Source organism: Rahnella sp. RcJ3 (assembly GCF_009498575.1).
GTDB classification, from domain to species: Bacteria; Pseudomonadota; Gammaproteobacteria; order Enterobacterales; family Enterobacteriaceae; genus Rahnella; species Rahnella aceris.
In genome coordinates this window covers 220,622-246,578 of record NZ_QSNX01000007.1, presented here as the reverse complement: position 1 = coordinate 246,578, position 25,957 = coordinate 220,622, and the positions used below count along the sequence as shown (strand labels likewise).

General features: G+C 54.6%; 24 protein-coding genes. 15 read left to right on the top strand and 9 right to left on the bottom strand.

The genetic code is table 11. The annotated features are described in order from the left end of the window. The first annotated feature begins 29 nt into the window (after positions 1-29). Positions 30-2,702, top strand: coding sequence for an aconitate hydratase AcnA (gene acnA, locus DXU84_RS11820; RefSeq protein WP_013575910.1), 2,673 nt, complete (start codon positions 30-32; stop codon positions 2,700-2,702). 73 nt (positions 2,703-2,775) lie between these two features. On the opposite strand, the gene ribA is transcribed toward acnA, so the two are convergent. Beyond that, on the bottom strand, positions 2,776-3,366 hold the full coding sequence (ribA, locus tag DXU84_RS11815; RefSeq protein WP_015690066.1) for a GTP cyclohydrolase II: 591 nt from the start codon (positions 3,364-3,366) through the stop codon (positions 2,776-2,778). Positions 3,367-3,656: 290 nt separating this feature from the next. Here ribA and pgpB point away from each other — a divergent pair, with 290 nt between their 5' ends. The 3 genes from pgpB to lapB all read left to right on the top strand — a co-directional run bounded on the left by pgpB (position 3,657) and on the right by lapB (position 6,167). After that, positions 3,657-4,412, top strand: a complete 756-nt coding sequence (gene pgpB / locus DXU84_RS11810) for a phosphatidylglycerophosphatase B (protein WP_015690065.1) — start codon at positions 3,657-3,659, stop codon at positions 4,410-4,412. A 267-nt stretch (positions 4,413-4,679) separates the two neighbouring features. Next, the gene (locus DXU84_RS11805) at positions 4,680-4,991 is read left to right on the top strand and encodes a LapA family protein (RefSeq protein ID WP_013575907.1); all 312 of its coding nucleotides are present in this window, start codon (positions 4,680-4,682) and stop codon (positions 4,989-4,991) included. 6 nt (positions 4,992-4,997) lie between these two features. Beyond that, a complete protein-coding gene (gene lapB / locus DXU84_RS11800) occupies positions 4,998-6,167 on the top strand; it encodes a lipopolysaccharide assembly protein LapB (RefSeq protein ID WP_013575906.1) in 1,170 nt (389 codons plus the stop codon). Between the two features lie 94 nt (positions 6,168-6,261). Here lapB and DXU84_RS11795 read toward each other — a convergent pair whose 3' ends face one another. Continuing rightward, positions 6,262-6,549, bottom strand: a complete 288-nt coding sequence (locus DXU84_RS11795) for an Arc family DNA-binding protein (protein WP_015690064.1) — start codon at positions 6,547-6,549, stop codon at positions 6,262-6,264. Between the two features lie 191 nt (positions 6,550-6,740). On the opposite strand from DXU84_RS11795, the gene pyrF reads away from it, so the two are divergent. Beyond that, positions 6,741-7,469 carry an orotidine-5'-phosphate decarboxylase gene (gene pyrF, locus DXU84_RS11790; protein ID WP_153375804.1) on the top strand — a complete coding sequence of 243 codons (729 nt, stop codon included), beginning with the start codon at positions 6,741-6,743 and terminating at the stop codon, positions 7,467-7,469. Between the two features lie 12 nt (positions 7,470-7,481). Then, entirely contained in the window at positions 7,482-7,811 is a 330-nt protein-coding gene (yciH, locus tag DXU84_RS11785; RefSeq protein WP_013575903.1) for a stress response translation initiation inhibitor YciH, read from the top strand. Between the two features lie 230 nt (positions 7,812-8,041). Here yciH and osmB read toward each other — a convergent pair whose 3' ends face one another. Then, on the bottom strand, positions 8,042-8,260 hold the full coding sequence (gene osmB / locus DXU84_RS11780) for an osmotically-inducible lipoprotein OsmB (protein WP_013575902.1): 219 nt from the start codon (positions 8,258-8,260) through the stop codon (positions 8,042-8,044). Positions 8,261-8,532: 272 nt separating this feature from the next. Here osmB and araD point away from each other — a divergent pair, with 272 nt between their 5' ends. After that, on the top strand, positions 8,533-9,228 hold the full coding sequence (gene araD / locus DXU84_RS11775; protein WP_015690062.1) for an L-ribulose-5-phosphate 4-epimerase: 696 nt from the start codon (positions 8,533-8,535) through the stop codon (positions 9,226-9,228). Positions 9,229-9,271: 43 nt separating this feature from the next. Here araD and DXU84_RS11770 read toward each other — a convergent pair whose 3' ends face one another. From DXU84_RS11770 to DXU84_RS11760, 3 genes are read right to left on the bottom strand one after another with little or no spacing between them, the layout of a single operon-like run. Then, positions 9,272-10,015 carry a DNA-binding transcriptional regulator YciT gene (locus DXU84_RS11770; RefSeq protein ID WP_013575900.1) on the bottom strand — a complete coding sequence of 248 codons (744 nt, stop codon included), beginning with the start codon at positions 10,013-10,015 and terminating at the stop codon, positions 9,272-9,274. A 60-nt stretch (positions 10,016-10,075) separates the two neighbouring features. Continuing rightward, positions 10,076-12,508, bottom strand: coding sequence for a formate C-acetyltransferase/glycerol dehydratase family glycyl radical enzyme (locus tag DXU84_RS11765; RefSeq protein ID WP_153375802.1), 2,433 nt, complete (start codon positions 12,506-12,508; stop codon positions 10,076-10,078). A 5-nt stretch (positions 12,509-12,513) separates the two neighbouring features. Beyond that, complete coding sequence (locus tag DXU84_RS11760) at positions 12,514-13,413, bottom strand: glycyl-radical enzyme activating protein (protein ID WP_153375800.1); 900 nt, start codon at positions 13,411-13,413, stop codon at positions 12,514-12,516. Positions 13,414-13,560: 147 nt separating this feature from the next. Between DXU84_RS11760 and fsa the strand changes: the two genes are divergently transcribed. Both fsa and kdgT read left to right on the top strand, forming a co-directional pair. Further along, a complete protein-coding gene (fsa, locus tag DXU84_RS11755) occupies positions 13,561-14,226 on the top strand; it encodes a fructose-6-phosphate aldolase (protein WP_153375798.1) in 666 nt (221 codons plus the stop codon). A gap of 259 nt (positions 14,227-14,485) precedes the next feature. Further along, complete coding sequence (kdgT, locus tag DXU84_RS11750; protein WP_013575896.1) at positions 14,486-15,484, top strand: 2-keto-3-deoxygluconate transporter; 999 nt, start codon at positions 14,486-14,488, stop codon at positions 15,482-15,484. A 57-nt stretch (positions 15,485-15,541) separates the two neighbouring features. Here kdgT and lsrK read toward each other — a convergent pair whose 3' ends face one another. After that, a complete protein-coding gene (lsrK, locus tag DXU84_RS11745; RefSeq protein ID WP_166860703.1) occupies positions 15,542-17,134 on the bottom strand; it encodes an autoinducer-2 kinase in 1,593 nt (530 codons plus the stop codon). 70 nt (positions 17,135-17,204) lie between these two features. After that, positions 17,205-18,179, bottom strand: coding sequence for a transcriptional regulator LsrR (lsrR, locus tag DXU84_RS11740; protein ID WP_013575894.1), 975 nt, complete (start codon positions 18,177-18,179; stop codon positions 17,205-17,207). A gap of 231 nt (positions 18,180-18,410) precedes the next feature. Between lsrR and lsrA the strand changes: the two genes are divergently transcribed. Genes lsrA through lsrG form a run of 6 tightly spaced genes read left to right on the top strand, consistent with a single transcriptional unit; the run spans position 18,411 to position 24,287 of the window. Beyond that, on the top strand, positions 18,411-19,973 hold the full coding sequence (gene lsrA / locus DXU84_RS11735; protein ID WP_153375796.1) for an autoinducer 2 ABC transporter ATP-binding protein LsrA: 1,563 nt from the start codon (positions 18,411-18,413) through the stop codon (positions 19,971-19,973). Beyond that, complete coding sequence (gene lsrC, locus DXU84_RS11730) at positions 19,967-21,043, top strand: autoinducer 2 ABC transporter permease LsrC (RefSeq protein ID WP_126124954.1); 1,077 nt, start codon at positions 19,967-19,969, stop codon at positions 21,041-21,043. The genes lsrA and lsrC overlap by 7 nt, the downstream gene beginning before the upstream one ends. Next, complete coding sequence (lsrD, locus tag DXU84_RS11725; RefSeq protein WP_153375794.1) at positions 21,043-22,068, top strand: autoinducer 2 ABC transporter permease LsrD; 1,026 nt, start codon at positions 21,043-21,045, stop codon at positions 22,066-22,068. The genes lsrC and lsrD overlap by 1 nt, the downstream gene beginning before the upstream one ends. Before the next feature lie 13 nt (positions 22,069-22,081). Continuing rightward, positions 22,082-23,098, top strand: a complete 1,017-nt coding sequence (gene lsrB / locus DXU84_RS11720; RefSeq protein ID WP_153375792.1) for an autoinducer 2 ABC transporter substrate-binding protein LsrB — start codon at positions 22,082-22,084, stop codon at positions 23,096-23,098. A gap of 19 nt (positions 23,099-23,117) precedes the next feature. After that, complete coding sequence (gene lsrF, locus DXU84_RS11715) at positions 23,118-23,993, top strand: 3-hydroxy-5-phosphonooxypentane-2,4-dione thiolase (RefSeq protein WP_013575889.1); 876 nt, start codon at positions 23,118-23,120, stop codon at positions 23,991-23,993. Between the two features lie 3 nt (positions 23,994-23,996). Then, on the top strand, positions 23,997-24,287 hold the full coding sequence (gene lsrG, locus DXU84_RS11710; RefSeq protein ID WP_037034453.1) for a (4S)-4-hydroxy-5-phosphonooxypentane-2,3-dione isomerase: 291 nt from the start codon (positions 23,997-23,999) through the stop codon (positions 24,285-24,287). A 197-nt stretch (positions 24,288-24,484) separates the two neighbouring features. Here the strand turns inward: lsrG and xylB are convergent, their stop codons facing one another. Then, complete coding sequence (xylB, locus tag DXU84_RS11705; protein ID WP_153375790.1) at positions 24,485-25,936, bottom strand: xylulokinase; 1,452 nt, start codon at positions 25,934-25,936, stop codon at positions 24,485-24,487. Positions 25,937-25,957: the final 21 nt, after the last annotated feature.

Sequence of the window (25,957 nt, the reverse complement as noted above, 5' to 3'; positions counted from 1 at the left end):
TGGCCACGCTGAGCGCTAAAGGAGAAGCTATGTCGTCTATTCGCAAGAACAGTCTGGATAAGCTGGCAGTCCGGGAGAAAGAATTTTACTACTACAGCCTGCCACTCGCTGCCAAAACATTGGGTGATGTTCAGCGCCTGCCAAAATCCCTCAAAGTTTTACTCGAAAATTTATTGCGCCACGTTGATGGTGACACTGTCACAGAAAGCGATCTACAGGAACTGGTCGAATGGCAGAAAACCGGTCATGCCGACCGCGAAATTGCTTATCGTCCGGCGCGCGTATTGATGCAGGATTTTACGGGTGTACCTGCCGTGGTGGATCTGGCCGCGATGCGCCAGGCGGTAAAACGCCTCGGCGGGAATGTCGAACAGGTAAACCCGTTGTCGCCTGTTGATCTGGTCATCGACCACTCCGTCACAGTGGATGAATTCGGTGATGATGAGGCGTTTGGTGAGAACGTTCGTCTCGAAATGGAGCGCAACAACGAGCGCTATCAGTTCCTGCGCTGGGGGCAAAAAGCCTTTAACCGTTTCCGCGTAGTGCCGCCTGGCACGGGTATTTGTCATCAGGTCAACCTGGAATATCTTGGACAAACCGTCTGGTACGAAGAGCAGGATGGCAAAACGATGGCCTATCCCGACACGCTGGTCGGAACGGATTCACATACCACGATGATTAACGGTCTGGGGATTCTGGGCTGGGGTTGCGGCGGTATCGAAGCGGAAGCCGCAATGCTCGGACAGCCGGTTTCCATGCTGATCCCGGACGTTGTGGGTTTCAAACTGACCGGTAAATTACGCGAAGGCATTACCGCAACGGACCTGGTGTTAACGGTCACCCAGATGCTGCGTAAACACGGTGTGGTGGGAAAATTTGTCGAGTTCTATGGTGATGGCCTTGCCGATTTGCCGCTGGCTGACCGCGCGACCATCGCTAATATGTCGCCGGAATTCGGCGCGACCTGCGGCTTCTTCCCGGTGGATGATGTGACACTGAGTTACATGAAGCTCAGTGGCCGCAGCGACGAACAAATCGATCTGGTAAAAGCCTATTCGCAGGCCCAGGGTTTATGGCGTAACGCCGGTGACGAGCCGGTCTTCACCAGTACACTTGCGCTGGACATGGGAGACGTTGAGCCGAGCCTCGCGGGGCCGAAACGTCCCCAGGATCGCGTTGCGTTGCCTGATGTGCCGAAAGCGTTCAAAGCGGCGACTGAACTGGAGTTGGGTAACAGCAAGCCGGGGCGCAGCGATAAAGAAAGTTTCACGCTGGAAGGGCAGCATTATGCGCTGACCACCGGCGCGGTAGTGATTGCGGCAATCACCTCTTGTACCAACACGTCAAACCCAAGCGTGCTGATGGCCGCTGGTCTGCTGGCGAAGAATGCCGCCGAAAAAGGTCTGGCCAGTAAGCCGTGGGTGAAAACCTCACTGGCGCCAGGTTCCAAAGTGGTGACCGATTATCTTAATGCCGCCGGTCTCATGCCGCATCTGGAGAAGCTGGGCTTTAATCTGGTGGGCTATGGCTGTACGACCTGTATCGGTAACTCCGGGCCGTTGCCGGAACCGATTGAGTCGGCGATCAAGGCCGGTGATTTAACCGTCGGGGCCGTGCTTTCCGGCAACCGTAACTTCGAAGGGCGTATTCATCCGCTGATTAAAACCAACTGGCTAGCCTCACCACCGCTGGTGGTGGCCTATGCGCTGGCGGGTAATATGAACGTTGATCTGACGACGGATCCGTTGGGTGAAGGTGCTGATGGCAAACCGGTTTACCTGAGAGATATCTGGCCGTCGGCTAACGATATCGCCAATGCGGTTGCGCAGGTGACCACGGAAATGTTCCATAAAGAGTACGCCGAGGTGTTTAACGGCGATGCCAGCTGGCAGGCGATTCAGGTTGAAGGCACGCCGACCTATACCTGGCAGGAAGACTCCACCTATATCCGCCACCCGCCGTTCTTCAGTGATATGAAGGCGGAACCTGATGCGCTGGAAGACATCAAAGATGCGCGAATTCTGGCGATTCTGGCGGATTCAGTGACCACCGACCACATTTCACCTGCCGGGAATATCAAGGCCGAAAGTCCGGCTGGTTTGTATCTGACCCAGCACGGCGTCGAGCCCAAAGCGTTCAACTCCTACGGCTCGCGGCGCGGTAACCATGAAGTGATGATGCGCGGGACGTTCGCCAATATTCGCATCAAAAATGAAATGGTGCCGGGCGTGGAGGGCGGATATACGCGTCATATTCCGTCGCAGGACCAACTGGCGATTTACGATGCGGCGATGCGCTATCAGCATGAAAGTGTGCCGACCGCAGTGATTGCCGGTAAAGAATACGGTTCAGGTTCAAGCCGTGACTGGGCGGCGAAAGGGCCGCGTCTGCTTGGGGTACGTGTGGTTATCGCAGAATCATTCGAACGTATTCACCGCTCGAATCTGATCGGGATGGGGATTTTACCGCTCGAGTTCCCGCAGGGTGTGACGCGCAAAACGCTGAAACTCACGGGCGATGAACAGATCAGCATCAGCGGGTTACAAACCCTGACGCCGGGGCAGGATGTTGCAGTGCATATCACGTTTGCTGATGGTCATACTGAAACAATTGATGCACATTGCCGTATCGATACCGGCAACGAACTGACCTATTTCCAGAACGGCGGCATTCTGCATTATGTGATCCGCAAAATGCTGTAAAACCGCTTCTCCGGCCAATAAAAAAGGGCGCCTTCTTAAGGTGCCCTTAATATTTGGATCGGACTATAAATCCTTACTTGTCGAGCAGATGTCCCATTTTGGCGGCTTTGGTCGACAGGTAGCGTTCGTTTTCCGGATTACGGCCGACGATCAGCGGGACGCGTTCTGTAATGTTAATACCGGCTTCAGTCAGAATTTCGACTTTCTTCGGATTGTTGGTCAGCAGGCGTACGGAATCGACACCCAGCAATTTGAACATGTCGGCGCACAGCGTGAAGTCGCGTTCGTCTGCGGCGAACCCAAGCTGATGGTTGGCTTCGACGGTGTCGTAACCTTTGTCTTGTAAGGCATATGCGCGGATCTTATTCAGCAAACCGATGTTACGGCCTTCCTGACGGTGATACATCAGGATGCCACGACCTTCTTCGGCGATATGATTCAGTGCGGCTTCGAGCTGGAAACCGCAGTCACAGCGCAGGCTGAATAAGGCATCACCGGTCAGACATTCGGAGTGAACGCGCGCAAGAACCGGCGTTTCACCGGTGATGTCGCCAAAAACTAACGCCAGGTGGTCGTGCCCGGTGGCCAATTCTTCAAAACCCACCATCAGGAAATCGCCCCAAGGTGTTGGCAGATTGGCTTCTGCCACCCGTTTCAGCTGCATTTTATGCTCCAAAAAAACCACAAATAGTCTTTATTTACAGTAAGTATTTTACTTGTTGATGCGCATCCTACTTTCTGATGCGGCCTCTGGATAGGGAATCGGTGCCTTTCCATCACGACAGGGCATCATTTTGCCACAGTTTGGGTCACATTTTAGCGGGAATATTTGAACGATTAGTTCATAACTTATGAATTATAACCGCTTCTTCAACAACTCACGCTAAAGGAATGTTAAGCAATCACAACGTTGATACACTCCAACTCTTTTTACGCATGACTGAAGGGACGACTATGTTTGATATCGCCAGGCGCACCGCTCTCGGGGCTGTTCTTTTGTTACTGATGCCCGCAGCGGTGTGGATAAGCGGCTGGACGTGGACACCGGGTGGTAATCCCGCCGTGCTGCGTCCGCTTTATTGGGTCACGGAAACGGTGAGTGAACCATGGGGAATCATGACGACTGTGATCCTCTGTGGCTGGTTTCTGTGGTGCCTGCGATTTCGGCTTAAACCAGCCATCGGGCTGGTGGTGATCATTACCTTGTCAGTGTTGGCCGGTCAGTATGTTAAAGACTTTATCAAAGCCGAAGTCCGCGAACCCAGGCCGTATGTCGCATGGCTGGGGACGGAGCATCAGATGAACGTCGATGAATTTTATGCCCGGAAAAGTAAAGCGCGTGCCCGGCAGGTGAAAGAGGTGCTGGGCGACAACGTGCAAATCCCGCACTGGCTGAATAAAAGCTGGCAGAACGACACGGGATACGCATTCCCTTCTGGCCACACGATGTTTGCCGCAACCTGGGCTTTACTCGGTGTCGGGTTATTGTGGCGGCGTAAACACTATAAAACGGTCACCGTGCTGATGGTGTGGGCGGTGGTGGTGATGGGCAGCAGACTGATGCTCGGCATGCACTGGCCACGCGACCTGATGGCATCTGTGGGCATCAGCTGGATCCTGGTAATGCTGGCCTGCTGGCTGACGGAGCGCTATGTCGGGCCGCTAACGCCACCACCAGCAGAAAACCAGGAAATCAGCGAGCGTGAATAATCCCGGTTTTTTGATTTCTTACCGTCTGAAATCTCAGGGGGTTCCTGGTGAACCCTTTAATTCATGGTTTTCATCCCCATATACATTCCATAGCCGTCATTGTCGTGGTGGTCACGACACCACACTAAAGTCGAATGAAGTTGCTACAGACGGCATTTAAACCCTCCGCAATGTTTCCCTGCTTTGTTCGGAAATGCTAACTTATTAGGTCGGGACGCGAGTTTTTGGCATAATTCATCCGGTACACCCGGCATTACAGGAATGAATGTGAAATATCTGCTGATTTTTTTATTTTTGCTGGTCATCGTTGTGATTTCTATCACTCTGGGTGCCCATAACGATCAGACTGTGACCTTCAATTATTTGCTGGCACAGGGTGACTATCGTGTTTCTACACTGCTTGCTGTGCTGTTCGCTACCGGTTTTATTCTTGGCTGGATAATCTGTGGTTTGTTCTACCTGCGTGTACGTCTGTCACTGGGGCGCGCCCAGCGTAAAATCAAACGCCTGGAGCAGCAAATTGAACCCGCGGCTGTCGTTACGCCGCCAGCAGCATCTTACGATGTCAGCAAGGAATAACCCTCTATGTTAGAACTGCTGTTTCTGTTGTTGCCCGTTGCGGCCGCCTATGGCTGGTACATGGGGCGCAGAAGTTCTCAGCAGGACAAACAGGAAAATGCTAACCGCCTGTCGCGTGAATACGTCGCGGGGGTTAACTTCCTGCTTTCCAATCAGCAGGATAAAGCGGTCGATCTGTTCCTCGAAATGTTGAAAGAGGACAGCAGTACAGTCGAAGCGCACCTGACTCTGGGCAACCTGTTCCGCTCCCGTGGTGAAGTCGATCGTGCGATCCGTATCCACCAGTCGCTGATGGAAAGTGCTTCGCTGACTTTCGAACAGCGCCTGCTCGCCGTACAGCAACTGGGTCGTGATTACATGGCTGCCGGTTTCTATGATCGTGCGGAAGACATGTTCAACCAGCTGGTGAAAGAGCAGGATTTCCAGTTGTTTGCGCTGGAACAGTTGTTGATTATTCATCAGGCCACCAGCGACTGGCAGAACGCCATTGATGTGGCGGAACGTCTGGTCAAGCTCGGCAAAGAAAACCGCCGTAAAGAAATTGCGCATTTCTGGTGTGAACTGGCATTGCAGGCAATGGTGTCTGAAGATTTCGATAAGGCGACCGGCTTGCTGAAAAAGGCGGCGGCAGCGGACAAACTCTGTGCCCGTGTCTCCATTATGCAGGGGCGGATTTTACTGGCGCAGGGCGATTACCGCAAAGCGACAGAGGCCTTACAGCGGGTGCTGGAGCAGGATAAAGAGCTGGTCAGCGAAGCGTTGCCGATGCTGCAGGAGTGTTACCAGAATCTTGACGATACGCTGGCATGGGCCGAGTTTCTCAGGCGTTGTGTGGATGAAAATACCGGCGCCACAGCAGAACTGATGCTGGCCGAAATCATCCAGGATGAAGAAGGGCGTGAGACCGCGCAAAACTATATCAACCGTCAGTTGCAACGCCATCCGACCATGCGCGTGTTTCATCACCTGATGGATTACCATCTGGCGGATGCGGAAGAAGGGCGTGCGAAAGAGAGCCTGGTGTTGCTGCGGGATATGGTGGGTGAACAGATCCGGACGAAGCCACGCTATCGCTGTCACAAATGCGGCTTTACCGCGCATTCACTTTACTGGCATTGCCCGTCATGCCGTGGCTGGGCGACGATAAAGCCAATCCGGGGCCTGGATGGCCAATAAGTTTCCCCGTCATACTTCGGGTTGCAGATGCGTTTGTCGCCTTCCTGCAACGTGAATTATTTAGGGGAAACCGCAGGATATTTTAAATCGACTCTTACTTCTTCTTGCTGCTCGCCTTGCGGGCATTAAGCAACGTCCGCAATTTCTTGATTTCTTTGGTGGTCAGCGCGGGTTCAGTCTCTTCTGCAAGATGCTGATTATCAATTTCGTGTTCTGTGGCTTTAGCGGCTTTTTTACCTTTGGGCGCAGCAGGGTTAAAACTCTCTTCCAGGCGTGCCGCAACTTCTGCACTTAATGAATGTTCTGCTTCCGCAGCGGCGTTTTTGATCAGTTCTTTCAATTCAACCGGAATTTTAACGGTCAGGGTTGTTATCTCACTCATTTTTCTGCCTTTCCTTAGAGTAAAAGTAACAAGCTAAGCCAGCCTTGTTGCATCGTCTAGTGCATCACAAAAATTTAATAAAACTGTCACATTAGGTGTAGCTGTGAATTCAGTGGTTTGCCATGTAAAATATCGGCGGCAAAAATTATATTATTTCTTCCTGACGTAAAAACTGACAAGAGGCTGACGAGATGAAGTCCGAAAATAACACTAACAACAAAGACTTAAATACTTCACCGATTGTTGTCGCTCTCGATTATGCCGATAAATCCTCCGCACTGGCGTTTGCTGACAAAATCGATCCGCGTGATTGCCGTCTGAAAATTGGCAAAGAGATGTTCACTCATTTTGGTCCGCAGATGGTCAAAGATCTGCAGACCCGCGGTTTCGACGTCTTTCTGGATCTGAAATTCCACGACATCCCTAACACTACTGCGCGCGCTGTGGCTGCTGCGGCAGATTTGGGTGTCTGGATGGTGAATGTGCATGCCAGCGGCGGTGCGCGCATGATGACGGCGGCCCGGGAAGCGCTGGTACCGTTTGGAAAAGATGCACCTTTACTGATAGCCGTCACGGTGCTGACCAGCCTGGAAGACAATGACCTGGCGGATTTAGGTATTGAACTTTCTCCGGCTGATTATGCTGAACGTCTGGCGCGCCTGACACGCGACTGCGGCCTCGATGGCGTAGTGTGTTCCGCGCAGGAAGCGACCCGTTTTAAATCTGCTCTCGGGCAGGCGTTCAAACTGGTGACGCCGGGTATCCGCCCGGCTGGCAGCCAAGCCGATGATCAGCGTCGCATCATGACGCCACAGGAAGCGCTGGCGGCGGGCGTGGATTACATGGTGATTGGCCGGCCGATCACGCAATCTGCCCATCCGGCGCAGACCCTGCGTGAAATTCTGGCATCACTGCGCTAAGAAGGAAAAACCATGAGCAATGACAGCAACAGCCGTTTAGTGTATTCGACCGACAGCGGCAGAATCGATGAGCCCAAAGTCGTGGCTGAGCGTCCGAAAGGTGACGGCATTGTGCGTATTCAGCGCCAGACCAGCGGGCGCAAAGGGAAGGGCGTGTGCCTGATCACCGGTGTCAGTCTTGATGATATTGAACTGGAAAAACTCGCTGCCGAACTGAAAAAGAAATGCGGTTGTGGCGGTGCGGTGAAAGACGGCGTGATTGAGATCCAGGGCGACAAACGCGATCTGCTTAAACAACTGCTGGAAGCGAAAGGCATGAAAGTGAAACTGGCGGGGGGCTGACCTGTCTGTAAACGATCACTGACCGTTTATAATAAGATGCTGCATCCGCAAAGGTGCAGCATCTTGCTTTAGCTTTTAGAGATATCACAACGCGAAAGCACGTTGTTTGTCATCCATCTGATGACAATAAAGTTGACCTGAAAAACAACCCAATCCTATTTTTAGCTTTATTCGTTGCTTAACGCTTACGTTTTTGATGCCAGTTAAATAGAACTTATCTCCCGGTTGTTTTACTTACTGACCTGATGTCCGATGATACCACCCACTGCAGCGCCACCCAATGTCCCTAAGGTACTGCCGTCAGTCAGAACTGCACCACCCAGCGCACCTGCACCCGCACCGATTGCGGTGTTACGGTCACGCTTAGACCAGTTACCACAAGCGCTGACAGACATTGCCAGAGTCAGAACCAGTGCGATACTGGCAACACGTTTATTCACGAGCATCATAATTTTTCTCCTATCCAGACGCAGTTGTGCATCCGTTAATTAAAAATAGTGAAATTGATATACATTCACTAGGTGAATAATCTTAATTCACCAAGGATGCTCTTTCTCACCACACAAAAGACTAAAAAGCTGGACAAACATTCAACGGTTTGTGGAACAAATGGGCACTTTTACGTTTGCAGCAGATCTGTACGCACTCTTTAGCGATTTCCCCCATACCTGCACACACCCGTCACCCAGACAATAAAGCCTCGTAATAAGAGGAAACCAAGATGCTAAAGCAACTGAAAGAGCAGGTATTAGAGGCCAATCTGGCACTGCCTCGCCATAATCTGGTGACCTTTACCTGGGGAAATGTCAGCGCCGTTGACCGTAAACTTGGGCTGGTCGTGATTAAACCGTCGGGAGTGGAATACGACCACATGGGCGTGGACGACATGGTGGTGGTGGAACTGGAGACCGGCAAAATCGTCGAGGGCAGCAAAAAGCCTTCTTCCGATACCGATACCCACCGGGTACTGTACCTGAATTTCCCGGAAGCAGGGGGTATTGTTCATACGCATTCGCGCCACGCAACCATCTGGGCGCAGGCCGGTTTGGATATTCCCGCCTGGGGCACCACGCACGCGGATTATTTCTACGGCAACATTCCCTGCACGCGGCTGATGACCGAAGAGGAAATCGCCGGACGTTATGAATGGGAGACCGGTGAAGTCATCGTTAAAACCTTCGCGGAAAGACATCTGTCGCCGGCAGACATTCCGGCTGTACTGGTGCATTCGCACGGGCCGTTTGCCTGGGGGAAAGATGCCGATAATGCCGTGCATAACGCCGTCGTGCTGGAAGAGGTCGCCTACATGGGCATTTTCTCCCGCCAGTTAACGCCGCAGTTGCCGGATATGCAGCCGCAATTACTGGATAAGCATTACCTGCGTAAACATGGCAAGAATGCCTACTACGGCCAATAATCCCCTGAAACCCGAATTATCGGGGGAGACAGATAAGGATAGGTCAGCCGACCAGGCTGACCTTAATCCCGGCAGCGGAAAGTTGCTGCTGATATTCAGGGGATAATTTGTCGTCAGTGATGACCCGGCTGAAGGCGCTGACCGGCCCCAGCGGGTTAAGATTTATTTGACCGAATTTCGATGAATCCGTTAGCACGATATTTTCCGCACCTTTAGCCACGACCGCATTCACCACATCAGCACGTAACATGTCCCGGCCGGTAAAGCCGGTGGTATCGGTGAAGCCGTCGATGCCCATGAACGCTTTACTGAAATTCATTTGTTGCAGACACATTCTGGTCAGCGGGCCGACCACCGTCTGACTGGTTTTCTGATACATCCCGCCGAGCAGAACCACGTCACAGGGCATACTTTTCAGCAAAGAGGCGACATAACCGCTGACGGTAATCACCGTCAGGTTCTTCTTATCGGCAAGATATTGCGCCAGCAAGGCGATGCTGCTGCCACTTTCGAAAAATACCGTTTCGCCGTCCTGGATCAGGGATGCCGCAAACTTCGCCAGTTTCTGCTTCTGGGCAAAATTCGACATCATGCGGGTATCCACGTCATCGGTCTGGATAGCGACGGCAAAACCGTGCGCACGGCGCAGATAATGTCGCTGTTCCAGTAGCGTAAGATCGTGGCGGATCGTCACTTCTGACACCTGACAAATCTGTGACAACTCACTGACGCTGATGCGCTGCTTATCGTTTACCCATTGCAGAATAACTTGTTGTCTGTCGTTCATAACCGCCCAAAATACGGGCAGCCTGCGCCGCCCGTTGAAAGTTAAATTCAGATGCGAATTTTAAAGTGAATGTTCTGTACGGGCGATAATATCATCCTGAGCCTCAGGCGATAAGGCCGTAAAGAATGCGGAGTAACCGGCGACACGGACAACCAGGTCGCGATAGTTCTGCGGTTCCTCACGCGCTTTAAGTAATGTCTCGCGGGAAACAATATTGTACTGAACATGCCAGCCGCGATGTTCCTCAAAGAATGTCCGCAGCATTAGCATTAACGTCTCGCGTTCGCTTTCATTTTCCAGCGATGCCGGATTCAGTTTCTGATTGAGCAGTACGCCGCCGAGAATCGCTTCTGTCGGTAATTTGCTCAGCGAATTAAAGACCGCTGTCGGCCCGAGATGATCGGTACCGGATGCCGGGCTGGCCCCTTCCGCCAGCGGCGTAAAGGCTTTACGTCCATCCGGCGTGGCGGTAGTGGCGGCACCAAACGGCACGTTGGCCGAAATAGACGATGTACCCGCGTAATACGTGCCACCGACCGGGCCGCGTCCGAAGCGGGTATTGTGATAATTCGACAGTTCATCGATATAGCACTGATACGCACGCACCAGCAAATTATCGACCTCGTCTTGATCATTGCCGTATTTCTCTGCGCCGTTAATCAGCCGCTGACGCAGTCGTTCGCCGTCCAGTCCCTCATAATCTGAAGCCAGCGCGTTGGCCAGCTCCTGCTGGCCAATCACGCCCTGATCGAATACCAGCTTTTTCACTGCCGCCAGGCTGTTACCCAGATTGGCGATCCCGACCTGCAATCCTGAAACCCAGTCGTATTTCGCACCGCCTTGCTTGATGGTTTTCCCGCGTTCTATACAGTCATCGACCAGCGCCGAACACAAAATATCCTGCGCATTCTCTTCCAGAACCGTATCGACCACGCATTCGATTTCGATGGATTTGCGGGTGTAATAACGGATTTGTTCATCCCACTGCGCAAAGACCTGATCGAAATTATCGAAATTCCCCTGCGACAAACCGCGTTCCTGCGGCAGGAAGCGGGTATGACTTTTCGCGTCGTGCCCCTGTTCAAGCGCGGCGAGCATCACGCGGGCAAAGTTGATGAAACTCATGCCGGTACAACGATAGCCCCACTTGCCGCCGACTGCCGTTTCGATGCAGCCAATGGCGGCATAATCATAAGCATCCTGTTTTTCGACGCCCAGTTTGATGAATTCTGGAATAACAATTTCATCGTTATTAAAGGCGGGCATGCCAAAACCACAGCGGATCACCTGTACGCAGGCATCAAGGAAGTCACGGCTCATTCCGGCGTGATAGCGCACGCTCAGATTCGGCTGGGTGGATCGCAATTGTCCGCAGGATTCCAGAATGGCGTATGACAGCGGATTGACCGCATCGGATGCCACGTCATTATGCAAATTCTGACCGCCGATGGTGACGTTCTGGTACAACGGGCTGCCCGCCGACGCTTTGGAATGCGTACCGGAGCGGATCTTGTTCACTTCCAGCAATTTCAGCCAGCAGCTTTGCAGCAGTTCGATGGCCTGATCACGCTCCAGCGTTTGTTCCAGCTCAACGTCACGACGATAAAACGGATACAAATACTGATCCATGCGGCCAAACGACACGGAGTGGCCGTTGGATTCAATCTGCAAAATAAGCTGAATGAAGTAACACAGTTGCAGCGCCTGCCAGAAGTTTTGCGGTGGCTGATGAGCAATGACGTCGCAGTTGGCGGCGATGGTCAGTAACTCGCTACGGCGCTGCTCGCGGGTTTCCGTGGCGGCCATTTCCCGTGCCAGTTGTGAGAAACGCATGACGTGGTCGCTGACCGCTGCCAGCGTGATATCAATGGCTTTCAGCAATTGCTCTTTATGCAAATCTTCCCAGTCAGTCAGCCGAATGCGGCTGCGACGCTCGCCCACTTTACTGCTTAATCCGTCCAGACCCAGTTCCAGCAGCAGCGGGAAATTCACCGCCAGATGGGCATCGCCGGAAGTCATATTGCCTTCGGCTTTTACGATACCGCTGTCGAGCAACGCTTTCTGCTCATCGGTAAACATACCGTAGCAGCGGTCCTGCACGGTCTGCCCGCGCCACCATGGGCAGAGTTCATGCAGGATTTTTTTGTTGGCTTCGCTGACGGCAAAACCTGCGCCCGGCCGGTCAGCAAGCGCGTCAATTTCACTTTCGATCCAGCCCACGGTGTATTCCGGGAAAATCGGTGCAGCGCGCACTTCGCTGGCCTGATTACCGACGATCAGCTCGTCATGTTTGATCCAGATAGTGCGTTTGCTCAGATGTTCAGCCAGCGCCAGCGCGCGGCGTACCGCCAGCGGTTTGTCAGCATGTTGCTGATAAACCTGCGTGTAATGCTGTGCGCGCTCGGTACATACCGGTGGCTTGACGATGTGGATCAGGGCTTCTTTATGAGACCGGATACGGGCGGAAAGGGTGTTCAGATTCAGTTGGGTCATTTTTCTTATCCTCTTAACTGTGCACAAAGTCCTTTTTCTGCGGCGTATTGTTCAGCGAACGTCAGCAGGTCAGGGTCATTTAACGGCTGGCGTGGCGCCAGATAAGGTTGCCCCAGCAGGACATACTTATTGATGCCCAGCGTGTGGTACGGCAAAAAGTGAATGGCTTCGCAGCCGGTTTCATCCGCCGCAAAATCAACGATCTGGCGGATGGATGCCCGGTCAGCATTAAAATCAGGAATTAACGGCACACGGACGATGAGCTTTTGTCCGGCCGCAGCCAGACGACGGAAATTATCCTTCACTCTTTTGGCGGAACCGCCGGTCAATCGGCGGAAAGGTTCATCGGCCACATGCTTGAGATCCGCCAGCAATAAATCCAGCGCCCCCAGCGAAGGCTCAATGTATTTCCACGGCACATGCAGACAACTTTCCACGGCGGTGTGCAGCCCTTCGTGACGGCAACGTTGCAGCAGTGTCAGCGCAATTTGTGGCCGCAGGAAAGGTTCGCCGCCGGAAAGCGTCACACCGCCGCCGGTACGGGTATAAAAAGGTTTATCCCGCAGGATTTGCTGCATCAGCGCGTCAATATCCGCGTCATTTCCACACACACTCAGCGCGCCGGAAGGGCAAACCTGTTCGATCAGACAGAGATCTTCTGCCTGAAATTGTTCATGCCGAATCCCGATGCGGTCATGTTCTATGCTGACAGCATGTGGAAAAGTCTTTGCGCAGTGCTGACATCCTGCGCTGCATAAACGTGAATCGAACAGCACGTCAGGTGCCGCCGAACGACTTTCCGGATTCTGGCACCAGGTACAGCTCAGGGAACAGCCTTTCAGAAAAACCACCGTCCGGATCCCCGGGCCATCATGTGTGGAATAACGCTGCACATTGAAAATCATCTCGACGCTCCCTGGTGCTAAAAATCTTCTTTCGCAATTTAATAACTTTCATTCGAAAGTGATTTTGATGATGATCAACAAACCTTCTGCTTGCTGACGTACACTCTCTGAACTTTGCATTCACTCACAAGTTTCAGGGAGAAAGTTATGGAGCTGTATCTCGATACTGCCGATGTCACTGCGGTAAAACGTTTGTCGCGCATCCTGCCGTTGCAGGGGGTCACCACGAATCCGAGCATCGTGGCGAAAGAAGGTAAATCGCTGTGGGAAGTGCTGCCTGCCTTGCGCGATGCGCTGGGGGGTAACGGTAAATTGTTCGCACAGGTGATTGCTGCCGACGCCGAACAAATGGTTGCAGAAGCGTTGTTGTTGACGCAGCGGGTGTCCGGTTTGGTCGTGAAAGTGCCGGTAACCCGTGAAGGTCTGGCGGCCATTAAAAAGCTGAAGGGCATGAATATCCCGACGCTGGGCACGGCGGTGTATGGCGCAGGTCAGGGATTACTGGCGGCACTGGCGGGGGCGGAATACGTTGCGCCTTATGTGAACCGTCTGGATGCACAGGGCGGTGACGGCATCGCGATGGTCAAAGAGTTGCAGACCTTGCTCAGCCTGCACGCGCCGCAATCGAAGGTGCTGGCCGCCAGTTTCCGAACCCCACGTCAGGCGATGGATTGCCTGCTGGCGGGATGTCAGTCAATCACCTTACCGGTGGATGTGGCCGAACAGTTACTTAATGCACCTGCCGTCGAAGCGGCGATTGAAAAGTTTGATACTGACTGGCGTCAGGCGTTCGGCACTTTATCGCTGAGCTGACATTTTTGCGTGATACCCGGCCCGCACAGGCAACTGTTGCGGGCTTTTTTGTTTTTGTGTGTTAAGTATTTTCGTACAAATAATTCGAAAATGTGATTTCTCTCCGAAATTAAATATTGACGGAGTAAATTATTAAAACTACCGATCTAAAAAATAGAAACATCGTTTCAATTTATGAGTTGAATCACTTTTATCACCCTGAGAAATGGATAACGTAGCGGCATCAGGTAGTCCGTGACTTTTAAATCAGGTGAAAATTATGCACATTAAACGAGCGATAGAAAAAATCCCCGGCGGGATGATGTTGGTGCCTCTCTTCATTGGTGCGCTGTGCCATACCTTCGCGCCTGATTCGGGCAAATATTTTGGTTCCTTCACCAACGGGCTGATGACCGGCACCGTACCTATTCTGGCGGTGTGGTTCTTCTGCATGGGAGCCTCCATCAAACTCAGCGCGACCGGCACGGTGTTGCGTAAATCCGGCACGTTGGTGGTCACCAAAATCGCGGTGGCGTGGATTGTGGCGGCGATAGCATCACGGTTCATGCCGGAAAATGGTGTGGAATTCGGCTTCTTCGCCGGACTTTCCGTGCTGGCACTGGTGGCTGCAATGGACATGACCAACGGCGGCCTGTATGCCTCGGTAATGCAGCAATACGGCACGAAAGAAGAAGCGGGCGCATTTGTGCTGATGTCTCTGGAATCCGGCCCGCTGATGACTATGGTGATCCTCGGCACCGCAGGCATCGCGTCTTTTGAACCGCACGTCTTCGTTGGCGCCGTGTTGCCGTTCCTGGTCGGTTTCAGCCTGGGCAATCTCGACCCGGAACTGCGCGAATTCTTCAGCAAAGCGGTACAAACCCTGATCCCGTTCTTCGCCTTCGCACTCGGTAACACCATCAACCTGAACGTCATCGCACAAACCGGTCTGTTAGGTGTGTTGCTGGGGATGTCGGTTATCGTCATCACCGGTATTCCGCTGATCCTCGCCGACAAATTCATCGGAGGCGGCGATGGTACCGCCGGTCTCGCTGCCTCCAGTTCTGCGGGGGCCGCGGTGGCAACGCCGGTCCTGATTGCTGAAATGGTGCCGCAGTTCAAACCGATTGCCCCGGCTGCAACCGCGCTGGTTGCTACCTCGGTTATCGTCACCTCAATTCTGGTGCCGATCCTGACCGCAATGTGGTCGAGAAGAGTGAAGAACAAAGCAGTGAAAGGCAAAGTGGCGATGGATCCGCCGATGGCGAGTATCAAATAACGCCAGATTTGGATTACTCCTCCCCTTCGCAGGGGAGGAGGCAGTCCGGAATTATCCTCACAGTCCTGGCGCTTTCCACATCGACGTCGTTAGCTGCCGGTCCACCAGCCCCAGTTGATCCGCATACACTTCCTGCCAGTTGGCTTTCTGCACCAGATATTTTGCGTGGTTCGCCACATCCGGCTGATATTCCCGTTCCCAGCGCACCAGGGCTTCACCGGTGTCTGCAAGCGACGAATACACGCCTGCCGCGACACCCGCTGCAATCGCACAGCCCAGCGCGGTGGCTTCTTTGACCACCGGCACATTGACCGGAACACCCGTCACATCACTTAAAATCTGACACCATAATTTGCCCTTCGAACCGCCGCCGGAGAACACCAGCGACCTGGCGCGTACACCGGAAAATCGGGCGATCATATCCAGATTACACGCCGATACGATGGCGGCGTTTTCTTCTAACGCGCGGAATAGCACCGGTTTGTTGCATTTTTCCGGGTCGATGGACAGATTGATGAACGACGGGGCGGCGTGATACCAGTTCTTGAAATGCATCGCATCCGAGAATACCGGCGTGACGCCCCAGGCCCCCACAGGCACGCGGGCGGCCATGTCTTCCAGCAAGCTGTAAGCATCCACGCCAAGACGCTGCGCCATGGTTTTCTCTTCGGTACAGAATGCGTCACGGAACCAGCGCATGGTCAGTCCGGTAAAGAAACTGATGGATTCGGCCTGTGCCATACCGGGGATGACGTGCGGATTGACGCGGATATTCATTTCGGGGTCGGTGACCGCTTCCGGCAGGTTGACGATTTGCTGCCAGAATGTGCCGCCAAGGACGGCGGTCTGGCCGGGACGCACCAGACCCAGGCCGAGCGTGCCAAGTTGCGCGTCGCCGCCACCCATGCCGACCGGCGTTCCGGCTTTCAGTCCACAGGCATCGGCCGCGCTGGCCGTGACATAACCGAGGCGTGTACCCGTTTCAGCCACCGGAGAAAGTATATCGGCGCGCAGCCCTGCCATATCCAGCAACTCAGGTCGCCAGTTGCGGGTGGCTAAATCCAGCATGCCGGTGGTACCGGCGTTGGACGGATCCACCGCCAGTTCGCCGCTGAGCATGTAGGCCAGCCAGTCGCTGATCATGGTAATAGTGGCAGCCTGACGGTAAATATCGGGGCGGTGATGGGCCAGCCATAACAGGCGCGGCATGGCGCTGAGGGCCAGTGTCTGACCGGAGCATTCATAGACTTCGCGTTCAAATTCGAAATCGTGGATCTCTTTTAATTCGGAAACTTCACGGCTGGCGCGGGCATCGACGTTGGCGCAGGCCCAGACAGGTTCGCCGGATTTGTCGTACAGCACGATCCCTTCGCGCATGGAACAGGCCGCCACTGCGCGGATCGCAGAAGCGGGGAGATGTGCTTCCTGCAATGCCTGACGAATACACTGACAGGCCAGTTGCCAGTTTTTTTGCAGATCAAATTCCATTGAACCGGGCACATCCGGCACCGCCAGATGGATCCATTCGGCCTGTCCGGCGGCTATCTGCTCGCCTTCGAGATTGAAAATCACCGCGCGGATACTGCCGGTACCAGCATCCAGCGCCATCAGATAGTTGCGATCGTGGTCAGAGTTCAGGGTAGAGGTCATCACAATGTTCTCTCGTGCCAGTTTATCGGGCACCGTATACCTGACCGCCACGCCCCTTACACCCTGCGGGTCAGTCGAGCAGCGCCAGCATGGCTCTTGCTGTGCTCTCTTCAGTTACCAGTGCATTAATTCGTCTGCCTTTCAGCGCCGCGACGATGGCTTCAGCTTTCTCGACCCCACCTGCGACGCCTAACACGGTCGGAATGCTGGCCAGTTCGTCCGGCGCGACGGCAATCAGCTCATCGTGGATTGCCATGTTTTCTGCCAGCTCGCCGTTGCGCTGCATAAAGAAACCGAGAATGTCGCCGACTGCGCCTTTACGGCCAAACAGCAGCTGCTCACCTTCGCTGATATAACCGGAACGCAAAATAGTCGCGTCCTGTTTCTGGTTCAGCGAGCCAATGCCGACGACCGCAATATCTGCCGCGCAGGCGGCCAGCATGACATCGTGTACATTACGTTCCTGACGGAAAATAGCCGCTACGCTGGCTGATGACGCCCGCAGCGGAGCCGGAATAATGCTCACTCCGCAGGCTGCATCAAGCTGACCAATCCCGGTCATATAGGGCCCGACGCCGCCGGAAAGCGTGACCATGCGGATTTGTTGTGAGGAGATGAATCCGCTCAGATGTTGCAACGTACTCATCGCCGTTTCGCCAAAACCCACAGCCAGCAGTTGTTCCGGCCTGAGCAATGTCATCAGCATGTGTGCTGCGCCGACCCCCAGCCGTGTGCTCAGCGAGCCGTCGGCCAGTTGTGGCAGCACGCGGATCTGCTGTAAACCAAAGCGTTCGAGCAGGGTATTTTCCAGCGTCAAACAGCCCTCAAAACGCGAGTTAATTTGTACGCGGATCACTCCTGACTGCCGGCCTTTTTCCAGCAGGCGTGACACTTTCAGCCGCGTCAAACCAAGCCGTTCACCAATTTCATTCTGGGTCAGGCCGTCGTGGTAATAGAACCACGCGGTGCGCGCCAGCAGTTCCTCTTCGCCCATGCTGAATTCCGGATGGTTAGTCAAATCGGAAAGCGTTGTCTTCTCATTCATAGTGAACACTTATCAAAATGTAGATCAATTGTTCGTTAACAAAATGTTGTTAACTGTGATGTGTTTTGCAAATTTCAAATGATTACTGCCTGAATCATAACGCAGAGTATATGAGTTGAACAAACTGTGATCAGCACAAAAGTTTTCCCTGCCACCTCGGTCTAGTTTTATGAACAATGTTAAATTATAAATACATTTGTTCAATTAATGTATCAAGCCAGAGGCCGGTGTATGCAGAGCAGCAAACAGTTATCAGCAGACCTGCAAACCACGAACCTGCTGTTGCAGGTCAGCGGTGTCAGTAAAAGCTTTTCCGGCGTGGCAGTGCTGAAAGACATCGATTTCAGCCTGCAAGGCGGAGAAGTCCACGCGCTGCTTGGCGGCAATGGAGCGGGTAAATCGACACTGATGAAAATCATTGCCGGTGTCGAAATAGCCGACAGTGGCACGTTACTGCTCGGCGGCGAGCCTTTACTGGCGCAGTCACCAGCAAAAGCGCATCAGGCGGGGATTTATCTGGTACCGCAGGAGCCGATGCTGTTTCCCAGCCTGACCGTGCGCGAAAACATCCTGTTCCGCCTGCCTGCACATCAGGCCGGCGAAAAAAAATTGCAGCAAACGCTGGCTGATCTGGGGTGCAATTTACCGCTGGGTGCCCTTGCCGGAACCCTGGAAGTGGCCGATCAGCAACTGGTGGAAATCCTGCGCGGGCTGATGCGCGATGCGCGGCTGTTGATCCTTGATGAACCAACCGCCTCGCTGACACCGGCGGAATCCGCCCGCCTGTTTACACAAGTCCGTCATCTCACCGGGCAGGGCGTCGGGGTGGTATTCATCTCGCACAAACTGCCGGAAATACGTGCGATTGCCGACCGGGTCAGTGTGATGCGTGATGGCAAAATTGCGCTCAGCGGCAGGCTCGCCGAACTGGATAACGATGCGCTGATCCGCGCTATCACCCCGCATTCCCAGGACACCGCGCTGCCCGCAGAACAAAAGTTGTGGCTGGATTTACCCGGCACACGGCGTAACCCGGCAGGCGGCGAACCGGTCTTGCAGGTACAAAACCTGACCGGTGAGGGCTTTATTAATATTTCATTCAGCGCCCGCGCCGGGGAAATCGTCGGGCTGGCAGGCGTGGTGGGGGCAGGGCGCACCGAACTGGCAGAAACCCTGTATGGCCTGCGCGACGCCCGACGTGGTCAGGTGCTTTTGCAGCAACAAGACATCAGCGGCCTGACGACCTTACAGCGGCTGAAAAAAGGGCTGGTGTATTTGCCGGAAGACCGGCAGGCATCCGGCCTGTATCTCGACGCGCCGCTGAGCTGGAACACCACCTCACTCACCTTCAACCGTCAGGGCTGGTGGCTGAACATCAAACGCGAAGCGGCGGTGCTCGAACGCTATCACCGTGCGCTCGGCATTCAATACCGCGACGGGTCACAAACTGCCCGCACACTTTCCGGCGGTAATCAGCAAAAACTGTTGATCGCCAAATGCCTTGAGGCACAGCCCGCGGTGCTGATTGTCGATGAACCTACGCGCGGCGTGGATGTGTCCGCGCGTGCTGACATTTACCAGTTGCTGCGCGAAGTGGTGCAACAGAACGTGGCGGTGATCCTGATTTCATCTGATCTGGATGAAATTGAAGGACTGGCGGATCGGGTATTCGTTATGCATCAGGGGGAAATGAGCGGCGAATTGCAGGGCAGCGACATCAACGTCAGCAACATTATGCATATCGCATTTGGTAATCATGCCAAAACCCCCGCCACCGGAGGAACCTCATGCTAAAGCGGATACAAAACAATCGTGAACTGACCGCGCTGATGGCGATTATTGCGCTGTTTGCCTTGCTCGGTGCGATGGACCGGCAGTCGTTCAGCTTTCAGACACTGAGCATGATTTTTGGCAGCGCGCAGATCCTGATGTTGCTGGCGATGGGGGCCACCGTGGTGATGCTGACCCGCAACATCGACGTGTCGGTCGGTTCCGTTACCGGCCTGTGCGCCGTGACGCTGGGGGTTTTGCTCAACGGCGGCATGAACCTGCCGCTGGCCTGTCTGCTGACTCTCGGCACCGGTTTACTGGCCGGAATATTTAACGGTGTACTGGTCGCCTGGCTGCGTATTCCGGCGATTGTCGCCACGCTCGGTACGCTGGGGTTATACCGCGGGCTGATGCTGCTGATGACTGGCGGCAAATGGATTGAAGGCTTACCGGCCGGGCTGAAATCTCTGTCAGAACCGGTTTTCCTCAATGTCTCCCCGCTCGGCTGGCTGGTGATTGTCTTGCTGGCTGCGATGTTCTGGATGCTGGGTCGCACGGCGTTTGGCCGCAGTTTCTACGCTGTCGGCGACAACTTACAGGGTGCCAGACAACTTGGCGTGGCCGTCAACCGGGTACGCATTCTGGCATTTGGCATTAACGGCATGATGGCCGCCATTGCCGGAATTGTCTTCGCTTCACAAATCGGCTTCGTGCCGAATCAGACCGGCAGCGGGCTGGAGATGAAAGCCATCGCCGCCTGCGTGCTGGGCGGCATCAGCCTGCTCGGCGGTACCGGCTCCATTCTCGGTGCGGTGCTCGGCGCGTATTTCCTGACCCAAATTGACAGCGTGCTGGTGTTGTTACGCCTTCCGGCGTGGTGGAACGATTTTATCGCCGGGCTGGTGCTGCTGGCGGTGCTGGTATTTGACGGCAGATTGCGGCAGGCGCTGGAGAAAAACTTGCGGCGGCAGAAGTATTCACGCTTTCTGGCGGCCACGCCACCGCCTCAGAAGAAACCCGTTGAACGCAAATCTCAGCAACCGAAAAATACAAGCCGCCGGCTAAGTACCGGCAAAAAGAGCGGGGTAGTGTGATGAACAAACTCCAACAATATGGCTGGGAAATCGCGCTGCTGGCGTTGCTGGTCATCGAAATCTTACTGTTCGGTTTCGCCAATCCGCGCATGCTGGACGCCAGTACGCTGCTGTTCAGCACCAGTGATTTCATCACCATCGGGATTGTGGCGTTGCCACTGACACTGGTGATTGTCAGCGGCGGTATCGACATTTCCTTTGGTTCCACCATCGGACTGTGCGCCATCGCGCTCGGTGTACTGTGTCAGGCCGGTGTGCCGCTGGCACTGGCCATTATGCTTACGCTGGCACTGGGTGCGGCCTGTGGTTTGCTCAATGCGGCGCTGATTCTTTATACCGGCGTGAATCCGCTGGTCATCACGCTGGGGACGCTCTACCTGTTCGGCGGCAGCGCCTTACTGCTTTCCGGGCTGGCGGGCGCGACGGGTTTTGAGGGTATCGGTAATTTCCCCGATGCGTTCACCAACTTTGCCAATCAGATTGTGCTGGGCCTGCCCATGCCGCTGGTGATCTTCCTGCTGGAGACACTGTTTTTCTGGCTGCTGATGCACCGCAGTCGCACCGGTCGCAACGTCTTCCTCATCGGTCAGAATGCCCGAGTGGCGCGTTATGGCGCATTGCCGGTCAGCCGCACGGTGTTTGCTCTCTACGGCATGACCGGGCTGGCGTCGGCCGTGGCCGCCATTCTGATGACTTCGTATTTCGGCTCGGCGCGTTCTGATCTCGGTAATGCGCTGCTGATGCCCGCTATCACCGCGGTCGTGCTGGGCGGTGCCAATATCTACGGCGGTTCAGGTTCCATTCTCGGCACAGCGCTGGCGACACTGCTGATCGGGTATCTCCAGCAGGGTTTGCAGATGGTTGGCGTCTCCAGTCAGGTTTCCAGTGCGCTGTCCGGCGCGCTGCTGATCCTGGTGGTGATTGGCCGCTCTGCCAGCCTCAACCGTGGTCTTATCCGCAGTGTTTTCCAGCGCTATCGCCGGCGCGGGTCTGCGCCTTCTCCTTCCTTGACGTCTTCTCAATAAGCCGGGGTTAATGATGAAAGCCAACACAATGAAAATCTTGTTAATTGCCAGTGCCGTGAGCCTCGCGTGTCTGAGCGTACAGGCGGCTGAACGTATCGCCTTTATCCCAAAACTGGTGGGCGTCGGTTATTTCACCAGCGGCGGCAACGGCGCAATGGCCGCCGGTAAAGCGCTGGGCGCGGACGTGACCTACGACGGTCCGACCGAGCCGAGCGTTTCCGGTCAGGTGCAGATGATCAACAACTTTGTCAATCAGGGATACAACGCGATTGTGGTGGCGGCGGTATCACCCGACGGCCTGTGTCCGGCGCTTAAACGCGCGATGCAACGCGGCGTGAAAGTGCTGACCTGGGATTCCGATACCAAACCGGAATGCCGCTCGATTTACATCAATCAGGGCACACCACAACAACTGGGTTCGATGCTGGTTGAGATGACCTCCAGCCAGGTGAAAAAAGAGAAAGCGAAAGTGGCGTTCTTCTATTCCAGCCCGACAGTGACGGATCAGAATCAGTGGGTGAAAGAGGCGAAAGCCAAAATCGCCAAAGAGCACCCGGGCTGGGAAATCGTGACCACGCAATACGGTTATAACGATGCCACTAAATCCCTGCAAACCGCCGAAGGGATCCTGAAATCTTATGGCGATCTGGATGCGATTATTGCCCCTGATGCCAACGCATTACCGGCAGCGGCTCAGGCGGCGGAAAACCTCAAACGTACCAACGTGACCATCGTCGGTTTCAGTACGCCAAACGTCATGCGCCCGTATGTCGAACGCGGCACGGTGAAACAGTTCGGTCTGTGGGACGTGGTCAGCCAGGGCAAAATTTCGGTTTACGTCGCCGATCAGTTATTGAAAAAAGGCGCGCTTAACGTGGGTGACAAACTGGATGTGCCGGACGTCGGAACGGTGGAAGTGGTGCCGAACAGCGTGCAGGGCTACCAGTATGAGGCCAAAGGTAACGGCATCGTTTTACTGCCGGAACGCGTGGTCTTTACCAAAGACAACATCGGCAAATACGACTTCTGATCAGTAAGGAGAAAAGAAAATGGCAGATCTGGACGATATCAGAGACGGCAAAAATTTCGGCATCGGCACGCCGCAGGATAATCACGCGTTCTTCCTCAAGGGCAGCGGTCAGCTTGACTGGGGAATGCAGTCGCGGCTGGCGCGGATTTTCAATCCGCAGTCTGGCCGGACGGTGATGCTGGCGTTTGACCACGGTTATTTTCAGGGGCCGACGACCGGCCTTGAACGCATCGACATCAACATTGCGCCTTTGTTTTCGCATACTGACGTGCTGATGTGTACCCGTGGCGTGCTGCGCAGCGTGGTGCCTGCGGCGGTGAACAAACCGGTGGTAATGAGGGCTTCCGGTGGTAACTCGATCCTGACTGAACTCTCTAACGAAACGGTGGCGGTGGCGATTGAAGATGCGCTGCGCCTGAATGTCGCCGCGATGGCAGCGCAGGTGTATATCGGCAGTGAATACGAACATCAGTCGATCAAAAACATTATTCAACTGGTCGATCAGGGGATGCGTTACGGCATGCCGACCATGGCGGTGACCGGCGTCGGCAAAGACATGGCGCGGGATCAGCGTTACTTCTCGCTGGCAACCCGCATTGCCGCTGAAATGGGCGCGAACATTATCAAAACCTACTATGTCGATGAAGGTTTCGAACGCGTCGCGGCGGGATGTCCGGTGCCGATAGTGATTGCCGGCGGCAAAAAATTGCCGGAACGCGAGGCGCTGGAAATGTGCTTCAAAGCCATCGATCAGGGCGCATCCGGTGTGGACATGGGGCGCAACATCTTCCAGTCCGAATCGCCGGTTGCCATGCTGAAAGCGGTGAAAGCGGTGGTGCATGAAAACGCCAGCGTGGCGCATGCTTATGAACTGTTCCTGAGTGAAAAGGGGTGAATCATGGAAGTGACACTGGTCGAAATTAATGTTCAGCCGGAAAAGGTGGATGAGTTCCTGGCGGTATTTCACGCTAACCATTTGGGCGCGGTGAAGGAACCGGGAAATCTCAGATTTGATGTGTTGCAGGACGAGGCGGTACCGACGCGCTTCTTTATCTACGAAGCCTATCAGGATAACGACGCTGTGCTGGCACACAAGAAAACACCGCACTATTTGAAATGCGTCGAGGCGCTGGAGGGGATTATGTCGGAGCCGAGGAAGAAGACGGTGTTTAAAGGGGTATATCCGTAAGGTAAAAACGGGTTTGCTCCACCTTTAGTGAGGACCATAGCGGAGCATTATTAGTTTTGGCTCCTCCCCCTGCGAAGGGGGAGGCTGGGAGGGGGTTTTAGGGGCTAACACTTAGTCAAAGCTGACTTTAACTGTCTGATTTTTCTTTAATACCCCACCCCAACCCTCCCCTTCGCAGGGGAGGGAGCAGTCTTGTATTACATCAACCCCTCAAGCCTCACATATAACTCCCTGAACACTTCACGCCGCTCCGCATACGCAGTATGCCGTTCTGCGTCCGGCTGATGTACTTGCTCAAGTGGCAGTTCCGGCAGGAACCGCTCCAGCGGTTGCCCCGGATTCATGGCGATTTGTGCTAAACGTGCAGCACCGAGCGCCGGGCCGACATCGCCGCCGGTGCGGTATTCCAGCGTTTTACCGCTGATGTCGGCCAGCATTTTCCGCCAGTAAGGGCTGCGGGCGCCGCCGCCAATCAGCGTGATGCTGTGCGGTTTCAGACCGGTTGCGTGCAGCACGTCCATTCCGTCTGCCAGAGCAAACCCCACACCTTCAAGTACGGCGCGGGCGATATCAGCCGGGCCATGCTGATGGGTCAGGCCGAACAATACACCTTTGGCATTCGGGTTATTATGCGGGGTGCGTTCGCCGGAGAGATACGGCAGGAACCAGACCGGTGAATCTGCAGGCGGGGTCTTTTCTGCCAGACTGATCAGTTCGCCAACCGATGCGGTGCCGGTCAGTTTTGCAGCCCAGTCCAGACAAGAGGCGGCGCTGAGCATGACGGACATCAGATGCCAGGTGTCAGGCAGGGCATGGCAGAAGCTGTGTACCGCCTGTTGCGGATTACTCAGAAAACCGTCGCTTACCGCGAAATACACGCCGGACGTACCCAGAGATAGCATCGCTTGTCCGGTTTTATACAACCCGACACCGACGGCCCCGGCGGCATTATCACCGCCACCGGCAATCACCGGCACGGAATCCATGTTCCAGCGTGAGGCGAGTTCCGGCAACAGGTGTCCGGTAATCTGATTACCTTCGAAAAGCGCGGGCATCTGCTGGCGTGTCAGGCCGGTGGCATGCAGTAATTCGTCATTCCAGTCGCGCTTAGCGACATCCAGCCACAGGGTGCCAGCGGCATCAGACATATCGCTGGCGAACACGCCGGTCATCAGCCAGCGCAGATAATCTTTGGGCAGCAGAACCTTGTCTGTTTTGGCAAACACATCCGGTTCGTTTTCGCGTAGCCAGAGCAACTTCGGTGCAGTAAAACCAGGCATCATCAGGTTGCCGGTGATCTGCCGGGAATTCGGGACGTCCGTTTCCAGTTGCTGACACTGGCTGAAGCTCCGACCATCGTTCCACAAAATGGCCGGACGTAATACCTGCTGCTGTGCGTCCAGCACGGTGGCGCCATGCATCTGACCCGTCAGGCCAATCGCTTTTACGCCCTGCAGAGAGTGTTGTTGTGACAGTACGCAAACCGCACGGTCTGTTGCATCCCACCAGTCGGCAGGATTTTGCTCAGACCACAACGGATGCGGGCGGGAAAGGGTTAACGCCTCACTGTGGCTGGCGACCACCCGACCTTCTTCGCTGAGTAAAATGGCTTTCACGCCAGATGTGCCAAGATCTATTCCGAGATACATAGTTTTCCCTTATCTGTTAAC

Coding starts and splice junctions, on each gene's coding strand:
- acnA (WP_013575910.1), top strand. CDS start 30: ATGTCGTCTATTCGCAAGAACAGTCTGGATAAGCTGGCAGTCCGGGAG.
- ribA (WP_015690066.1), bottom strand. CDS start 3,366: ATGCAGCTGAAACGGGTGGCAGAAGCCAATCTGCCAACACCTTGGGGC.
- pgpB (WP_015690065.1), top strand. CDS start 3,657: ATGTTTGATATCGCCAGGCGCACCGCTCTCGGGGCTGTTCTTTTGTTA.
- lapB (WP_013575906.1), top strand. CDS start 4,998: ATGTTAGAACTGCTGTTTCTGTTGTTGCCCGTTGCGGCCGCCTATGGC.
- DXU84_RS11795 (WP_015690064.1), bottom strand. CDS start 6,549: ATGAGTGAGATAACAACCCTGACCGTTAAAATTCCGGTTGAATTGAAA.
- pyrF (WP_153375804.1), top strand. CDS start 6,741: ATGAAGTCCGAAAATAACACTAACAACAAAGACTTAAATACTTCACCG.
- yciH (WP_013575903.1), top strand. CDS start 7,482: ATGAGCAATGACAGCAACAGCCGTTTAGTGTATTCGACCGACAGCGGC.
- osmB (WP_013575902.1), bottom strand. CDS start 8,260: ATGATGCTCGTGAATAAACGTGTTGCCAGTATCGCACTGGTTCTGACT.
- araD (WP_015690062.1), top strand. CDS start 8,533: ATGCTAAAGCAACTGAAAGAGCAGGTATTAGAGGCCAATCTGGCACTG.
- DXU84_RS11770 (WP_013575900.1), bottom strand. CDS start 10,015: ATGAACGACAGACAACAAGTTATTCTGCAATGGGTAAACGATAAGCAG.
- DXU84_RS11765 (WP_153375802.1), bottom strand. CDS start 12,508: ATGACCCAACTGAATCTGAACACCCTTTCCGCCCGTATCCGGTCTCAT.
- DXU84_RS11760 (WP_153375800.1), bottom strand. CDS start 13,413: ATGATTTTCAATGTGCAGCGTTATTCCACACATGATGGCCCGGGGATC.
- fsa (WP_153375798.1), top strand. CDS start 13,561: ATGGAGCTGTATCTCGATACTGCCGATGTCACTGCGGTAAAACGTTTG.
- kdgT (WP_013575896.1), top strand. CDS start 14,486: ATGCACATTAAACGAGCGATAGAAAAAATCCCCGGCGGGATGATGTTG.
- lsrK (WP_166860703.1), bottom strand. CDS start 17,134: ATGACCTCTACCCTGAACTCTGACCACGATCGCAACTATCTGATGGCG.
- lsrR (WP_013575894.1), bottom strand. CDS start 18,179: ATGAATGAGAAGACAACGCTTTCCGATTTGACTAACCATCCGGAATTC.
- lsrA (WP_153375796.1), top strand. CDS start 18,411: ATGCAGAGCAGCAAACAGTTATCAGCAGACCTGCAAACCACGAACCTG.
- lsrC (WP_126124954.1), top strand. CDS start 19,967: ATGCTAAAGCGGATACAAAACAATCGTGAACTGACCGCGCTGATGGCG.
- lsrD (WP_153375794.1), top strand. CDS start 21,043: ATGAACAAACTCCAACAATATGGCTGGGAAATCGCGCTGCTGGCGTTG.
- lsrB (WP_153375792.1), top strand. CDS start 22,082: ATGAAAGCCAACACAATGAAAATCTTGTTAATTGCCAGTGCCGTGAGC.
- lsrF (WP_013575889.1), top strand. CDS start 23,118: ATGGCAGATCTGGACGATATCAGAGACGGCAAAAATTTCGGCATCGGC.
- lsrG (WP_037034453.1), top strand. CDS start 23,997: ATGGAAGTGACACTGGTCGAAATTAATGTTCAGCCGGAAAAGGTGGAT.
- xylB (WP_153375790.1), bottom strand. CDS start 25,936: ATGTATCTCGGAATAGATCTTGGCACATCTGGCGTGAAAGCCATTTTA.